This window comes from Frigidibacter albus, assembly GCF_009908165.1.
Lineage (GTDB): Bacteria > Pseudomonadota > Alphaproteobacteria > Rhodobacterales > Rhodobacteraceae > Frigidibacter > Frigidibacter albus.
In genome coordinates, this window is sequence record NZ_JAAAUC010000005.1 from 35,190 (window position 1) to 49,951 (window position 14,762).

The following is a 14,762-nucleotide window of genomic DNA, read 5'->3' on the forward strand; positions in this document are numbered from 1 at the left end:
CTCCCCCTTCGCCAATCCGCCTTGCGTCGTGGCACCGCCGCGCCATGAACCAACCCGCGTGGTCCTCTGTCCCCCCCGACACCGGCAAGGCCGACCCGGCCCGCCTCGCGCTGCTGGGCCATGACCTGCGCGCCGCGGTGTCGGACGTTCTGGGCGGGCTGCGCCTGATCGACCATTCCGAGATCGACCCCGCCACGGTGCTGCAGCTGGAGCGTGTGCGCGCCGCCGGCGAGGTGCTGGCCCGGTTGCTGGAGGAAAGCCTGGCGGCGATGCTGGGCGAAGAGCAGATCGACGGCCCGCAGATCGCCAATGTGCAGATGTCGCGCTTCCTCTATGACATCGAGGTGCGCTGGTCGGGCCGCGCCCGCGAAAAGGGCCTCGGCTTCCAGATCGCGGTGGAGCCCGGGGTGCCGACGGTGCTGGCGCTGGACCGGATCGCGCTGGAACGGGTGCTGGCCAATATCCTGTCGAACGCCATCAAATATACCGATGCCGGCACCGTGCGGATGCATGTCGGCCTGACCGAGGATCGCGGCCTGCGCCTTTCGGTGCATGACGAGGGGCCGGGTTTCTCGGCCGAAGCGATGGGGCGGCTGTTCCAGTTCGCCGGCCGGCCAGAGGGCACCGACAAGCCCGGCCATGGGCTTGGCCTCCACATCTCGCAGGACATGGCGAACCGGCTGGGGGGGAGTGTCTCTGTCCACAACCGCCCGGGCGGCGGCGCCGATGTGGCCTTCGAACTGCCCGCCCACGCGTGGCGGCTGGCCGCGCCCGGCGTGCGCGAGGACCTGCCCGACCTCAGCCGCGTCAAGGTACTGCTGGCCGAGGACAACATCACCAACCAGACCATCATCTGCCACATGCTGGCGGCGATGGGGGCCGAGTTCGAGGTCGCGGCCGACGGCGTCGAGGCGCTGCACTGGCTGGAGCGGGAAGAGTTCGACCTGGCGCTGATCGACATCGAGATGCCGCGACTGTCGGGCATCGACGTGATCCGCGCCCTGCGCGCGGCCGGCGGTGCGCAATCGCGGATGCCGGTGCTGGCGGTCACCGCCTATGTGCTGCGCGCCAACCGCGATGCGATCTATGCCGCGGGCGCCGACGGCATCCTGGCAAAGCCGCTGCCGGGGATCGAGACCTTCGGGCTGGCCATCGCCGCCGCGCTCGCCCGGGCCGAGGCGCATAGCGTCATCGACGCCGTGCCGCCCGAGGAAACGGTGGAGCTGAACCTGGCCCGGTTCGAGCATCTGATGGAAATCGCCGGACCCGACAATGCCGGCGAGTTGCTGGACCGGCTGCATTCCGACCTGCGCAAGACCGAACGCGGGCTGGTCGCGGCGCTGTCCGATACCGACCGAGCCGCGATCCGGTCGGAAACCCATGTGCTGATCGCGCTGGCCGGCGCGGTGGGGGCGGAACGGTTGCAGGCGCTGGCCGAAACCGTGAACGCCGCGGCGCATCGGCGCGAGGATGCGCCCATGAAGACGCTGGCCGCCGAGACGCTGGCCCAGATCGACCGGCTGATCGAGTTCGTGCGGCGCGAGATCGACCGCCGCGGAAGCTCGGCATGAACGCCGCCGGGCGCCTGCTGCTGATCGAGGATACGCCCTCGCTGCAGATGGTCTACGAGGCGGTCCTTGGCGCCGCCGGCCACAAGGTCCGCACCGAAGGCGATGCGCGCGGCGGGCTCGGCGCCTTCCGCTCCGAGCCGCCCTCGGCGGTGCTGCTGGACCTGATGCTGCCCGACCGGGACGGGCTCGACCTGATGGCCGAAATGCTGGGCGAACGCCCCGAGGTGCCGGTGATCGTGATCACCGCCAATGGCTCGATCAACAAGGCGGTGGCGGCGATGCGGGCCGGGGCGCATGACTTTCTGGTCAAGCCCTTCGACGAGGCGCGCCTGCTGAATGCCGTGGAAAACGCGCTGGCCCATGCGGTGCCGGGCGCCCCGCCCAATGCCCCCGCCACCGGGCAGGGCCAGTCCGGCCCGCTGGGCGCCTTCATCGGCAGCTCTGAACCCATGCGCGCCGTCTATGCCAAGATCCGCTCCGTCGCCCGCTCGATGGCGACGGTGTTCATCACCGGCGAGTCCGGCACCGGCAAGGAGCTGTGCGCCGAGGCAGTGCATGACGTGTCGAACCGCGCCACCGGCCCCTTCGTGCCGCTGAACTGCGGCGCGATCCCGTCGGAACTGCTGGAATCCGAGGTGTTCGGCCATCTGCGCGGATCGTTCACCGGCGCCATCGCCGACAAGCAGGGTGCCGCCGCCGCTGCCGATGGCGGCACCCTGTTCCTCGATGAGGTCTGCGAGATGGACCTGAACCTGCAGACCAAGCTGCTGCGGTTCCTGCAGACCTCGACCATCCAGCCGGTCGGCGCCACCCGCGCCCGCAAGGTCAATGTCCGCATCGTCTGCGCCACCAACCGCGACCCGCTGGAGGCGGTGCGCAGCGGCCGCTTCCGCGAGGATCTGTATTACCGCCTGCATGTGGTGCCGATCCACCTGCCGCCCCTGCGTGACCGCGGCGAGGATGTGATCGACATCGCCCAGCATGTCCTTGCCCGCTATGCCCGCGAGGAGGGGCGCGAGTTTCGGGCGCTGTCCGAAGAGGTGAAGGCCCGCTTCCGCCACCACCCCTGGCCCGGGAATGTGCGGCAGATGCTGAACGTCTTGCGCAATGTGGTCGTGCTGAATGACGGCGCCATCGTCACCGCCGCGATGCTGCCCCCCGATCTGCGCCCCGACCTGCCGGTGCCTGCCGCCGCCGCAGCCCCTGCCGCCAGCCTGCCGCTGGACGAGCTGATGGGCCGCCCGCTGGCCGAGGTGGAACGCCGGGTGATCGAGGCGACGCTGGCGCTGCAGGGCGGATCGGTGCCGCGCGCGGCGCGGGTGCTCGACGTGTCGCCCTCCACCCTCTACCGCAAGATCGACGCCTGGGCCCGGAAGGGCTGATCAGCCCCGCAGCCCCAGACGGATCTGCTTTTCGATCTCGATCAGCGCGAAGAAGGCCGCGCCCACCGCGACGATCAGAATTCCGTCCGCCAGCGGCACCGCCTGCGTGCCGAAGACCCGCTGCAACAGCGGGATGTAGGTGATGGCGAACTGCCCCGCCGTCACCCCCAGCACCGTCGCCCAGATCACCCTGGTGCCCCGCGCCGCCGCCCAGGTCAGCGAGGTGCCGTGCAGGTTGCGCACGAAGAACAGGTGGAAGATTTCCAGCACCACCAGCGTGTTCATCGCGATGGTCTGCGCCAGCGCCAGCGGATAGCCGCGATCCATCGCATAGGCGAACATCCCGAACACCGCCGCCAGGAACAGGGCAGACACCAGCACCACATGCCAGACCAGCGCGCCCGACAGGATCGGCTCGCTGCGCTGCCGGGGCGGGCGGCGCATGGTGCCGGGCTCCGTCGGCTCGAAGGCCAGCGCGAGGCCAAGGGTGATCCCGGTGATCAGGTTGATCCACAGGATCTGCACCGCCGTCACCGGCATCGACAGGCCCAGCAGCAGCGCCACGATCACCGTCATCGACTCGCCGCCATTGGTCGGCAGCGTCCAGCTGATCACCTTCTTGATGTTGTCATAGACCGTCCGCCCCTCGCGCACCGCCGCGGCGATGCTGGCGAAGTTGTCATCGGCCAGCACCAGATCGGCGGCCTCCTTCGCCGCTTCGGACCCCTTGAGACCCATGGCGATCCCGGCATCGGCGCGTTTCAGCGCCGGCGCGTCGTTCACCCCGTCGCCGGTCATCGCCACGCTTTGCCCCTGCGCCTGCAGCGCCATCACCAGCCGCAGCTTGTGCTCGGGGCTGGTGCGGGCGAACACGTCGGTCTCGCGCACCGCGGCACCCAGCGCGGCATCGTCCAGCGCCTCGAGATCGGCGCCGGTCAGCACGCGGGCCGGGTTTTCCAGCCCGATCATCCGGGCGATGGCCGCGGCGGTGCCGGCATGGTCGCCGGTGATCATCTTGACGCGGATCCCGGCGGCGCGGCATTCGGCCACCGCCGCAATCGCCTCGGGCCGCGGCGGGTCGATCAGGCCGACAAGGCCCAGCAGCGTCAGCCCGCCCTCGATGTGATGCTCGTCGATGCTGTCGCCCGCCGGGGTGCAGACCGCCAGCGCCAGCATCCGCTGGCCTTGGCCCGCGATCTCTTCGGCCAGCGCGTGCCAATGGGCGCGGTCAATCGGCTCCGGCCCCTCGGCCCCCGACTGGTCGCGGCACATGTTCAGCACCCGCTCCGGCGCGCCCTTCACATGGACCAGCACACCGTCCTCGCCCCGGTTCAGCACCGCCATGAAACGATGGCGGGAATCGAACGGAATCTCGTCCAGCCGCGCCCAGCCCGAGGCCGCCTCGGGCAGCACCTTGCCGGCAAAGGCCAGCAGCGCGCCCTCCATCGGGTCGCCCTCGACACCCCAGATCCCGGCCTTGCAATGCAGTTCGGCGTCGTTGCACAGCGCCGCGGCGCGGGCGAGATCGCCCAGCCGCCCGCCCGCCGGGGTGATCGCGCCGTCGGGGGCATAGCCCTCGCCCGCCACCGCATAGCGCCCGCCGGGCACCGCCACCGTCGCCACCGTCATCTCGTTGCGGGTCAGCGTGCCGGTCTTGTCGGTGCAGATCACCGACACCGCGCCGATCGCCTCGATCGCCGGCAGCCGCCGCACGATGGCATTGCGCCGCGCCATTCCCTGCACGCCGATGGCCAGCGTGATCGTCATCACCGCCGGCAGCCCCTCGGGGATCGCCGCGACCGCCATGCCGACCACGATCATGAACAGCTCGGCAAAGTCGCGGTGCTGCACGAAGGTGCCAAAGGCCAGCAGCAGGCCCGAGATCAGCAGGATCAGAAGGCTCAGCCAGCGGGCGAAATGGTCCATCTGCCGGACCAGCGGCGTGGTCAGGGTTTCGACCCCCGCCAGCAGTCCGCCGATGCGGCCAATCTCCGTGGCCGCGCCGGTCGAGGTGACGATCCCGCGCCCGGTGCCCTTGGTCACCAGAGTGCCGGAATAGGCCATGCCCCGGCGGTCGCCCAAGGGCGCGTCCACCGCCACCGCATCGGTGCCCTTGTCCACCGGCACCGATTCCCCGGTCAGCATCGCCTCTTGCAGCGCCAGGCCATTCGCCTCGATCAGCCGCAGATCGGCCGGCACCTTGTCGCCCGGCTCCAGCAGCACCACGTCGCCCGGCACCAGCGCCTCGCCGGCGACGGTCAACCGCCGCCCGCCGCGCAGCACGGCGGCATGGGGCGCCAGCATCTGCCGGATCGCGCCCATCGCCTGCTCGGCCTTGCCCTCCTGCACGACACCGATCACCGCATTGGCCAGCACGACGGCCAGGATCACCCCGGCATCGACATAATGGCCAAGCCCGATGGTCAGCGCCGCAGCCCCGATCAGCACATAGATCAGCACGTTGTGGAACTGCGCCAGAAACCGCATCAGCCAGCCGCGCTGCGCCACCTCGGGCAGCCGGTTCGGCCCGAACTGCGCCAGCCGCGCCGCGGCCTCGGCCTCGGTCAGGCCCGCCGCGTCGGCCTGCAGATGCGCCAGAACCTCCTCGGCGGGGGCGGCATGGGGATCGGCGGGGAGCGTGCTGAGGGGGGCCATGTCCGGCATCGGCGGCAATCCTTGTCGGGGTGGGGGCGCGCACAGGCTGAAGGGTTCCGCCGCAAGGTTCAACCCATGGCAGGGCGCATCCGACGTTTTGCCGCGCCCCTACACGAACTGCTCGCGCGTCAGCCGCTCTTCCAGACCGTGCCCCGGGTCGAACAGGATCTTGTGGCGCACCTTGGGTTCCGACCGGATTTCCACCCACAGCACGTCGCGCACCGAATGGCGGCTGTCGGCATCGGCCATCACCGGGCGCTTCGCCGTCTCCAGCACATCGAAGCGCACCACCGCCGATTTGGGCAGGATCGCCCCGCGCCAACGCCGTGGCCGGAACGCCGCCATCGCCGTCAGCGCCAGCACGTCGGACCCGATGGGCAGGATGGGCCCATGCGCCGAATAATTGTAGGCGGTGGACCCGGCCGGGGTGGACAGCAGCGCCCCATCGCAGACCAGCTCTTCCATCCGCATCTTGCCGTCCACGCTGACCCGCAGCTTGGCCGCCTGCGGCCCGGCGCGCAGCAAGGCCACCTCGTTGATCGCCAGCGCCTCATGCACCTCGCCCGCGACATCGCCCGCGCGCATCGACAGCGGGTTGATCACCTCCTGCTCGGCGGCCGCCAACCGCTCCGGCAGATCCGCGTCGTCATATTCGTTCATCAGGAAACCGATGGTGCCGCAGTTCATCCCGTAGACCGGCGCCGCCATGTCCTGCGTCGCGTGCAACGTCTGCAGCATGAACCCGTCGCCGCCCAGCGCCACGATCACCTCGGCCTCCTCCAGCGGGCGCTGGCCATAAAGCGCGACCATCCGCCCCAGCGCCTGCTGCGCGGCGGCGCTGTCCGACGCGGCAAAGGCGATGCGCTGCGGCCTGTTCATGATGTTCCTTCCCCCCGCCCCAGCCTCCGGCGCGGCGTTTCCGAAAGTCTTCACCCGCGCGCATCGGAAACGCAAGGCCGGGGCCAGAGCCATCCCGCCGCCCCTGCGGCCCTTTGCGTCGCATTCTTGGCTTCCGGGGTGGCAGGTTTCGGGCTAAGACACAGCCCAATTGCGCATTGCATCAGGAGACGCCCCCCATGAATGCCCCAGTGAATGCCCCCATGAATGCCCCGCAACGGGATGCCGGCTTCTTTACCGAAGACCTTGCCTCCCGCGACCCCGAGATCTTCGGCTCCATCACCCAGGAGCTTGGCCGCCAGCGCGACGAGATCGAGCTGATCGCCTCGGAAAACATCGTCAGCCTTGCGGTCATGCAGGCCCAGGGCTCGGTGATGACCAACAAATATGCCGAGGGCTACCCGGGCAAGCGCTACTATGGCGGCTGCCAGTATGTGGACATCGCCGAGACGCTGGCGATCGAGCGTGCCAAGCAGCTCTTCGGCTGCGACTACGCCAATGTGCAGCCCAATTCCGGCAGCCAGATGAACCAGGCCGTGTTCCTGGCGCTGCTGCAGCCGGGCGACACCTTCATGGGGCTGGACCTGAACTCGGGCGGCCACCTCACCCACGGCTCGCCGGTCAACATGTCGGGCAAGTGGTTCAACGTCGTCTCCTACGGCGTGCGCAAGCAGGACGAGATGCTGGACATGGAGGCCGTGCGCGAAAGCGCGCTGGCGAGCAAGCCCAAGCTGATCATCGCCGGCGGCACCGCCTATAGCCGCAGCTGGGACTGGGCCGCCTTCCGCGCCATCGCCGATGAGGTCGGCGCCTGGCTGATGGTGGACATGGCCCATATCGCCGGTCTTGTGGCCGGCGGCGCCCATGCCTCGCCGCTGCCGCATGCCCATGTGGTGACGACGACCACCCACAAATCGCTGCGCGGCCCGCGCGGCGGCATGATCCTGACCAACGATGCCGACATCGCCAAGAAGATCAACTCGGCGGTGTTCCCCGGCCTGCAGGGCGGCCCGCTGATGCATGTGATCGCCGCCAAGGCCGTAGCCTTCGGCGAGGCGCTGCGGCCCGAGTTCAAGGCCTATGCCGCGCAGGTGGTGAAGAACGCCCAGGCGATGGCCGACCAGCTGATGAAGGGCGGGGTCAACATCGTGTCGGGCGGCACCGACAACCACCTGATGCTGGCCGACCTGCGCCCCAAGGGCGTGACCGGCAAGGCGACCGAGGCAGCCCTGGGCCGCGCCCACATCACCTGCAACAAGAACGGCGTGCCGTTCGATCCGGAAAAGCCGTTCGTGACCAGCGGCATCCGCCTTGGCACTCCTGCGGGGACCACCCGCGGCTTCGGCGAGGCCGAGTTCCGCCAGATCGCCGACTGGATCGTCGAGGTCGTGGACGGGCTGGCGGCGCATGGCGAGGCTGGCAATGCCGAGGTGGAGGCGAAAGTCGCCGCCGAAGTGCAGGCGCTCTGCGCGCGGTTTCCGCTGTATCCGACGCTGTAAGGGCGGGGCTACGGAGGGGCGAGGCGGCATCACCTGCCGCCCCCCCCTTCCCGGCGACCGCCGCGACTTCTTCCGGCGCGGGGCGGGCCACTTGCCAATATCAAGTCACCCGCGCCGGTTGCCCGAAGGCGTGGGGCCGCAGGCCGAGGGTGACCTGAACCTCCGACCGGCTCCCTTGGCGAAGGCCATCGCCTTCGCCACGCACTGCCCTCTCCACCCACACCGGACGGGCCCCCAAAGGGCCCGGCCAGCGCCCGCCCCGCCCCCGGCGGGCGCTGGCCTCAGTCGGTTTCGTGTGGCCAGCGGCTCGGGGGCATCCGTCCCGCAGCGGGCGGGGCGAGGCAGTGCCTCGCCTCTATCCGCCCGGACTGGGCGGCTGCAGTCTGCGGGTTGGCGGGTTGCGGGCGGGGGCAGGAATGCGGGCCTTTTCGGAACTGCGCCACGCAGTGACGGTCAATACGCAAGAGAGCACCGCATAAGTCTCCACGCAAATTTCAGGACTTAAATCTTCTGGGCTGTCATTCCTAGAACCTCGTCTATCTCCCTTTCGCCAAGCGGAGGGGGCTCTAAGCCTGAAGGCGATGCAGACTGCTCTGCATTTAGATCGAGAATATCTCCAACCAGCAAGTAAGTATGAATCACAAATCGCTGCGCCTCCGAAACTTCAATCTCAGCATGGGAGCCTTTTTGCACCGCTGAAAATACGGCGTCGAGTCTTTCGCCAATATACTGAAGGTCTGAACACAGCACCTTAGACGAGACCACAGATTTAACTGTGGACTCGCAAAACAGAACGAGCCTATTGATGTACTGATCCTTCCCAACTTTGACCGCCCTTCCGGATCCAGCCTTCACAGTTCCCTCTGCCGGGGGGTAGAGCGCATCGGCAACTGCCTGCAAAAGCCTTCGGCAGCTATGCACCGCATTTGCCCAGTCCTCCGGATTGCTTGAATCAAGGTTGTCCCTAATAGAATCGAGGCGACGTAGTTCACTTGGGATCAGAACGCCAAGGAAGCCATCGATCCGCCTGCGATATGCTTCAAAGACATCCTCCGCAGCCGAGGATATGCGCAGTTCGAAGTGCTTAGACAAAACGTAGCTATAGACAAAAGAGCGCCTTGCAGCCAAAGTAGCCTTTTCATCACGGTAGTTCGTTGCGATGCTTGCTTCTGCTCGAAGATTCCGCATCGGCGCGGACACAAACTGATTGGGGTTCGCTGATGCTATATTGACCGGCTGTGGCTGGAAAAAGCTCAATCTCAACTTGAGGGTTTCCGCATTTTCTTCAATATCCACAATGGACCTTATATTTGCTGTCTCTATCAGTTCAGCCCTCAGGTCGTCCTCGCCGTCTTTGCCCTTAGGCCTTACTTTCCTGACACGACCGGCCGCCTTGCATAGGCGCCATACGTCGGAGGAAACCCCATTAGGGGAATGTGGGTATCCGGAGAGCTCAAACTGGAAAATCGATAGATGCTCCTCATCGCCGTTTAGGCGAGCAAGTCTAGCAGCTTTCATTATACAGCTTGAAAGTGGTATCCGCTCAAGTTCTAGGTCAGCCAGCAGCTCAATTGAAAGGTCTAGAGCGTCCGAAGCATTCAATTTCGTAACGGCCATTTGACAGATTCCCGCTGACTTCACCCAACTGAATAGTGGACGTGAGGCTTGGGTTTGTCGAGGTGCGATACGTTTCGCAGACGATTGCGAGGATGTAGAGACCCTCGCGGCGCATGGCATGACAGGGCGGCTCAGGGCTCAAAGTCTCTCCACCCATCTATACCCCCCACCTTGCCCTCCCCACCCCCCTCCTCTACCAATCGCCACACACAGCCCCCAGCGCCCCCCGCTCTGGCATCCCCCCACCCCCGCCGTAAAGCCCCGGCCATGACCCCCACCCGACCGCTCCCAACCCGCAGCCTCGAACGCCGCATGGGCGACTGGGCGCGCGCCCGGCTGCCCTTCGCGCTCGCGGAACTGGTGATGTTCGTGCTCAAGCAAGGTTGGGCCTGCCTCTTCGGCGGGCTGCTGCTGGCGGCCATCATTGCCTCCAAGCTGGTCTGGCAGCCGGGCTGGCCCGTCCACCGCTATGACGCCGCTCTTCGTCTTCGCGCTGGCGACACAGGCCGCCTTCCTGCGCTTCCGGCTGGAGACGTGGGAAGAGGCGCGGGTGATCCGTATCTTCGACATGCGCTTCGCCCCCTACCCGCCGTTCTGGGTCACGATGCTGCTGGCCTCAGCGATCTACGTGAACTTCTTCGCACAGATTTCGGGCCGGCAATCCCTTGGCTCAAAACAGGCCCCCTACAAAAACCCCCGCCAGACCAGCACCCCCACCACCAGCGCCGCCGTCACCACCAGCGCAAAGCCCGAGGCGGCGGCAAGGTCCAGCACATAGCCCCGGACCCGCGCCGTCCGCCCCAGCGGCGCCAGGTAGCGCACGCAGGCGTCATAGGCCGCCGCCACCCGCTCATGATCCAGCTGCATCAGCAGCTTCGGCACATGCGCCTTCTCGGCCGCCGCCGCCAACACCTCCGCCTCGGCCCTGATCCGGCGCGGCAAGGCGCGCCCGCCGCGGCGCAGCTTCTCCGCCAGCCCGGTGCCGCGGATCCGCAGCCGCTCTTCCATCAGCCCCGCCACGCGGTCCGCCATCTGCTGCACGCTCGCGCTGCCCATTCGCCATCCCTCTGCCCGCCGGCTCCGACACTACTGCAACCTTCATCCGCTGGAAATCCCCGCCCGCCCGCGCTATCAAGGCGCCATGTTGACCACCATCTTCCACGGCGCCCCCACCGCGCAGCCGCCGCTGCTGATCGTGCATGGCCTTTTTGGCTCTGCCCGCAACTGGGGCGTGATCGCCCGCCGCCTGTCCGATGACCGGCAGGTGATCGCCGTCGACATGCGCAACCACGGCGACAGCCCCTGGACCGAGGCGCATGGCTACGAAGACCTCGCCCATGACCTCGCCGGCGTCATCCGCACCCATGGTGGCCGCGCCGACATCCTCGGCCATTCGATGGGCGGCAAGGCGGCGATGCAGCTGGCGCTGACCGAACCCGGCCTCCTGCGCCGCCTGATCGTCGCCGACATCGCCCCCGTCGCCTATGGCCACAGCCAGTCGCATCTGGCCGAGGCGCTGCAGGCCCTGCCCCTCGCAACCCTCACCACCCGCGGCGAGGCCGATGACCAGCTTGCCGCCGCCATCCCCGATGACGGCACCCGCGCCTTCCTGCTGCAATCGCTGGACCTGAAGGCGACGCCCCCGCGCTGGAAGCTGAACCTGTCGCTGCTGCGCGATGAGATGGACCGCATCACCGGCTGGCCCGGCACGGAAGGGCAGTTCGACGGCCCGACCCTGTTCCTCGCCGGCGCCAATTCCGACTATATCCAGCCCGAGCACCGCGAGATCATCAAGACGCTGTTCCCGCAGGCGAAGCAGGCCAAGATCCCCGGCGCCGGCCATTGGCTCCACGCCGAAAAGCCGCGCGAGTTCGAGGCTGCCATCCGCGCCTTCCTCGCCTGAAGCCTAACGCCGCCGCCGATACTCCCGCGCCAGCCGCGCCGGATCGGCCCCGGCCAGATAGCGCGCCAGCAACCAAAGGTTCCGCGCCCCCCGCCGCAACCAGCCCTCGGCCAGATAGCGCGCCGCCGAGGTCTCGGCGACGGAGGCCAGCGGCGCCATCTGCCCCCTGAGCCGCCGCGCCACCGCCACATCCTCCATCAGCGGCAGCGCCGGATAGCCGCCCACCCGCGCCAGCAGCGCCGCCGGCACCAGCAGCCCCTGATCGCCATAAGGCAGCCCCAGCCGAGAGCGCAGGTTCGCCCAGCCCGCCACGATCCGCCCCGCCGCCCCGCCCCCGCGAAACCGCAGCCGGAACCAGCCTGCCCGCTCCGGTCCGGCGATATGCGCTGCCACCGCCCCGCTCCACCCCGGCGCCAGCCGCGTATCGGCATGCAGGATCAGCAGCCAGGCCCCGCCCGCCGCCGCCACCCCGCGCGCCACCTGCGTGCCGCGTCCCGGCGCACCGCTGACCACCAAGGCCCCCGCCGCCTCGGCCAGCGCCAATGTGCCATCGCCCGACCCGCCATCGCTGACGATCAGCTCGCGGATCAGCCCGGCCTGCAGGCCTTCGGTCAGCGCCGCAAGGCAGGGCCCCAGCTCCGCCGCCGCATTCAACGTCGGGATCACGATGGAAATCGGTGCGCGCATCTCGCCCCCTCGCTGGTGGTTTCCCCCAGCCTTGGTGCTTATATGATCCGCAGACAGAACGGGAGAGCGGCGAGATGACCGAAGCAGCCACGGCAATGGCCTCTGGGGAACGCGCCCCGGACCGCAAGGTGTTCCGCATCACCGGCGCCGACCGCGAGGCTTTCCTGCAAGGGCTCGTCACCAATGACCTGCGCAAGCTGGCGGCAGGCCCGGTCTATGCCGCGTTCCTGACGGCGCAGGGCAAGTATCTGGCCGATTTCCTGCTGATCCCCGACGGGGAGGCCATACTCCTCGACATCAAGGACACCATCGCCGAGGCCTTTACACGCCGCCTGTCGATGTATCGCCTGCGCGCCGATGTGCAGATCACCCCCACCGAGATCCATGTCTGGCGCGGCCTCGGCCCGGCCCCGGTGGCGGCAGTCCCCGACCCGCGCGACGCGACCCTCGGCTGGCGGCTCTACACCGCCGCCGAAGGGCCCGTGGCTGCAGATCCCATCGACTGGGACGCGATCCGCGTCGCCGCCTGCATCCCCGAAACCGGGGCGGAGCTGATCCCGGATGACACCTATATCCTCGAGGCCGGGTTCGAGCGGCTGAACGGCGTCGACTTCCGCAAGGGCTGCTATGTCGGGCAGGAAGTCACCGCCCGGATGAAGCACAAGACCGAGCTGCGGAAGGGCTTCCGCACGGTTGTGGTGGAGGGCGCTGCCCCGGTCGGGACCGAGCTTCTGGCGGACGGGAAACCTGCGGGGACGCTCTACACCCAGTCTGGCGGCAAGGGCATCGCCTTCCTGCGCTTCGACCGGGCACAGGGCGAGATGCTGGCGGGGGATGCAAAGGTGCGGTTGGCGGAGTAGGGTTTCGACTCTCTTCCAAACCTCATGCCGCTCTGTTCTGGCGGAAAAAGGCGAGGAACTGCCGCCACTCGCACCGCTCTCCTTGGCGAAGGCCATCGCCTTCGCCACGCACCGCCATCTCAACCCAACCGGACGGGCCCCCAAAGGGCCCGGACAGCGCCCGCCCCGCCCTTGGCGGGCGCCTCTCGCCCGCCAGGTCGGGCGCTGTCCTCACACGGTCTAATGCTGCCGGTGGCTCCGGGGGTACACGTCCCGCACGGGCGGGGCGAGGCAGTGCCTCGCCTGTTCCCGCCCGATCCGACCGGCCCGCTATTCCCGACCAATTCCCTTTACATACGACATACATATGGCTTCTGTATGCCTTCTGTATCCCGCCCCAGAGCCTCTCCAGCCCCACCCCACCGAACGCTGCGTCAACACGCCGCGCCGCTGCGTTAACCGCTTTGCACAACCGTCAGGCGGTTTTGCAACGTGCGCCCCCGTCACGACCCGCCCCGCCGCGTTAACCCCCGCCCCCGGAATCGCAAAAGGCCGCACCCTGCGGCGCGGCCTTGTCTCGCTCGGCACCTGAATTCAGGCGCGCTCGGAATATTCCATCAGCTCGGTATGCACGACGATATCCTCGCCCGGCCCCACGAAGGGCGGCACCATGACGCGCACGCCATTGTCGAGGATCGCCGGCTTGTAGCTGTTCGCCGCGGTCTGGCCCTTCTGCACAGGCTCGGTGTCCACCACCTTGCAGATCACCTTCTGCGGCAGCTGCACCGACAGGGCTTCCTCGCCGTAATACTCGATCGAGGCGGTCATCCCGTCCTGCAGGAACGGCCGGCGATCGCCCAGAAGGTCGGCCGGAAGCTCGGTCTGCTCAAAGGTCTCGCTGTCCATGAACACCAGCATTCCATCGGTTTCATACAGGAATTGCTGGTCTTTCGTCTCCAGCCGCACCTGCTCGACCTTGTCTTCCGACCGGAAGCGCTCGTTCAGCTTGCGCCCGTCGCGCAGGTTCTTCAGCTCGACCTGGGCAAAGGCCCCGCCCTTGCCCGGCTTCACATGGCTGACCTTGACCGCAGCCCACAGGCCGCCGTCATGCTCCACGGTGATACCGGGGCGGATTTCGTTGCCGTTGATCTTGGGCATGGAACTTAAAGCCTCGTGGACTGGTTGATGGCGTATCGCCCGCACCTATATCTGGGTGGCTGCCCTGTGGCAAGCAACCGAAAGATGGTGACGCGAGGCCCTAAGCCATGCAACAGGTGCATGACTGCCATACGAAATAGGGTCCCCCGAATCACTCGGGATTAGACATATTCGGCCGCACGCCAACAGACGCAAGAGCAATAAAAAAGGACCACACAAAATGCGCGATTTCGTTGACGGCACCGCATTCAACTACGAGCAAGGCCAGCGCGCGCGCAAACTCTTCGCCGCCGTCGTCCTCGCCGCCCTTGATGATGCGATTGCCGATGACAAGAAATACGGCAACGGGCCGGAACAGATCGCCCGTTGGGCGCGGTCCCGTGACGGGCGCGAAGTGCTGTCCTGTGCCGGGATCGACCCGAACGAGCGGGTGGTCAAGGGCCTGATGGAATTCGTGTCGAAGGGTGTCCGCACCTCTGTCGCGCTGTCGCGCGAGGAAAGTGAGCGCCGTCACGCGCTGGAAGAAGCCGAAGCCGCCTGACCCGGCCACTTCG

13 protein-coding genes and 1 pseudogene are annotated in these 14,762 nt (G+C 67.7%); 8 read left to right on the forward strand and 6 right to left on the reverse strand.

From position 1 onward, the window contains the following. The first annotated feature begins 44 nt into the window (after positions 1-44). Together GVY41_RS08980 and GVY41_RS08985 are read left to right on the forward strand one after the other, a co-directional pair. Positions 45-1,571, forward strand: coding sequence for an ATP-binding protein (locus tag GVY41_RS08980; RefSeq protein WP_161345639.1), 1,527 nt, complete (start codon positions 45-47; stop codon positions 1,569-1,571). Next, positions 1,568-2,953: a sigma-54-dependent transcriptional regulator gene (locus tag GVY41_RS08985; protein WP_161345641.1), complete on the forward strand. Its 1,386-nt coding sequence runs from the start codon at positions 1,568-1,570 to the stop codon at positions 2,951-2,953. Before GVY41_RS08980 ends, GVY41_RS08985 begins: the two co-directional genes overlap by 4 nt. On the opposite strand, the gene GVY41_RS08990 is transcribed toward GVY41_RS08985, so the two are convergent. Together GVY41_RS08990 and GVY41_RS08995 are read right to left on the reverse strand one after the other, a co-directional pair. After that, positions 2,954-5,617: a cation-transporting P-type ATPase gene (locus GVY41_RS08990; protein WP_229726002.1), complete on the reverse strand. Its 2,664-nt coding sequence runs from the start codon at positions 5,615-5,617 to the stop codon at positions 2,954-2,956. A gap of 99 nt (positions 5,618-5,716) precedes the next feature. Further along, the gene (locus GVY41_RS08995) at positions 5,717-6,487 is read right to left on the reverse strand and encodes an NAD kinase (protein WP_161345643.1); all 771 of its coding nucleotides are present in this window, start codon (positions 6,485-6,487) and stop codon (positions 5,717-5,719) included. A 221-nt stretch (positions 6,488-6,708) separates the two neighbouring features. On the opposite strand from GVY41_RS08995, the gene glyA reads away from it, so the two are divergent. Further along, positions 6,709-8,004, forward strand: a complete 1,296-nt coding sequence (gene glyA / locus GVY41_RS09000) for a serine hydroxymethyltransferase (RefSeq protein WP_161346076.1) — start codon at positions 6,709-6,711, stop codon at positions 8,002-8,004. A gap of 501 nt (positions 8,005-8,505) precedes the next feature. Here the strand turns inward: glyA and GVY41_RS09005 are convergent. Then, entirely contained in the window at positions 8,506-9,621 is a 1,116-nt protein-coding gene (locus tag GVY41_RS09005; RefSeq protein ID WP_161345645.1) for an AbiTii domain-containing protein, read from the reverse strand. A gap of 363 nt (positions 9,622-9,984) precedes the next feature. Between GVY41_RS09005 and GVY41_RS20590 the strand changes: the two are divergent. Both GVY41_RS20590 and GVY41_RS20595 read left to right on the forward strand, forming a co-directional pair. Then, positions 9,985-10,044: pseudogene (locus GVY41_RS20590) on the forward strand (hypothetical protein); the annotation flags it as partial. 145 nt (positions 10,045-10,189) lie between these two features. Then, on the forward strand, positions 10,190-10,399 hold the full coding sequence (locus tag GVY41_RS20595) for a hypothetical protein (protein ID WP_308421083.1): 210 nt from the start codon (positions 10,190-10,192) through the stop codon (positions 10,397-10,399). Here the strand turns inward: GVY41_RS20595 and GVY41_RS09015 are convergent. Further along, positions 10,306-10,677, reverse strand: a complete 372-nt coding sequence (locus tag GVY41_RS09015; RefSeq protein ID WP_161345647.1) for a hypothetical protein — start codon at positions 10,675-10,677, stop codon at positions 10,306-10,308. The genes GVY41_RS20595 and GVY41_RS09015 overlap by 94 nt on opposite strands. A gap of 85 nt (positions 10,678-10,762) precedes the next feature. Here GVY41_RS09015 and GVY41_RS09020 point away from each other — a divergent pair, with 85 nt between their 5' ends. Then, positions 10,763-11,524, forward strand: a complete 762-nt coding sequence (locus GVY41_RS09020; protein ID WP_161345649.1) for an alpha/beta fold hydrolase — start codon at positions 10,763-10,765, stop codon at positions 11,522-11,524. Between the two features lie 3 nt (positions 11,525-11,527). On the opposite strand, the gene GVY41_RS09025 is transcribed toward GVY41_RS09020, so the two are convergent. After that, the gene (locus GVY41_RS09025) at positions 11,528-12,211 is read right to left on the reverse strand and encodes a TIGR04283 family arsenosugar biosynthesis glycosyltransferase (RefSeq protein WP_161345651.1); all 684 of its coding nucleotides are present in this window, start codon (positions 12,209-12,211) and stop codon (positions 11,528-11,530) included. 74 nt (positions 12,212-12,285) lie between these two features. On the opposite strand from GVY41_RS09025, the gene ygfZ reads away from it, so the two are divergent. Beyond that, complete coding sequence (ygfZ, locus tag GVY41_RS09030; protein ID WP_229726003.1) at positions 12,286-13,071, forward strand: CAF17-like 4Fe-4S cluster assembly/insertion protein YgfZ; 786 nt, start codon at positions 12,286-12,288, stop codon at positions 13,069-13,071. Between the two features lie 573 nt (positions 13,072-13,644). On the opposite strand, the gene efp is transcribed toward ygfZ, so the two are convergent. Next, entirely contained in the window at positions 13,645-14,208 is a 564-nt protein-coding gene (gene efp, locus GVY41_RS09035) for an elongation factor P (RefSeq protein ID WP_161345653.1), read from the reverse strand. 220 nt (positions 14,209-14,428) lie between these two features. Here efp and GVY41_RS09040 point away from each other — a divergent pair, with 220 nt between their 5' ends. Next, positions 14,429-14,749: a DUF6280 family protein gene (locus tag GVY41_RS09040; RefSeq protein WP_066815303.1), complete on the forward strand. Its 321-nt coding sequence runs from the start codon at positions 14,429-14,431 to the stop codon at positions 14,747-14,749. Positions 14,750-14,762: the final 13 nt, after the last annotated feature.

Coding starts and splice junctions, on each gene's coding strand:
- glyA (WP_161346076.1), top strand. CDS start 6,709: ATGAATGCCCCGCAACGGGATGCCGGCTTCTTTACCGAAGACCTTGCC.
- GVY41_RS09025 (WP_161345651.1), bottom strand. CDS start 12,211: ATGCGCGCACCGATTTCCATCGTGATCCCGACGTTGAATGCGGCGGCG.
- GVY41_RS09005 (WP_161345645.1), bottom strand. CDS start 9,621: ATGGCCGTTACGAAATTGAATGCTTCGGACGCTCTAGACCTTTCAATT.
- GVY41_RS08990 (WP_229726002.1), bottom strand. CDS start 5,617: ATGCCGGACATGGCCCCCCTCAGCACGCTCCCCGCCGATCCCCATGCC.
- GVY41_RS08980 (WP_161345639.1), top strand. CDS start 45: ATGAACCAACCCGCGTGGTCCTCTGTCCCCCCCGACACCGGCAAGGCC.
- ygfZ (WP_229726003.1), top strand. CDS start 12,286: ATGACCGAAGCAGCCACGGCAATGGCCTCTGGGGAACGCGCCCCGGAC.
- GVY41_RS20595 (WP_308421083.1), top strand. CDS start 10,190: ATGCGCTTCGCCCCCTACCCGCCGTTCTGGGTCACGATGCTGCTGGCC.
- efp (WP_161345653.1), bottom strand. CDS start 14,208: ATGCCCAAGATCAACGGCAACGAAATCCGCCCCGGTATCACCGTGGAG.
- GVY41_RS09040 (WP_066815303.1), top strand. CDS start 14,429: ATGCGCGATTTCGTTGACGGCACCGCATTCAACTACGAGCAAGGCCAG.
- GVY41_RS09020 (WP_161345649.1), top strand. CDS start 10,763: ATGTTGACCACCATCTTCCACGGCGCCCCCACCGCGCAGCCGCCGCTG.
- GVY41_RS08985 (WP_161345641.1), top strand. CDS start 1,568: ATGAACGCCGCCGGGCGCCTGCTGCTGATCGAGGATACGCCCTCGCTG.
- GVY41_RS09015 (WP_161345647.1), bottom strand. CDS start 10,677: ATGGGCAGCGCGAGCGTGCAGCAGATGGCGGACCGCGTGGCGGGGCTG.
- GVY41_RS08995 (WP_161345643.1), bottom strand. CDS start 6,487: ATGAACAGGCCGCAGCGCATCGCCTTTGCCGCGTCGGACAGCGCCGCC.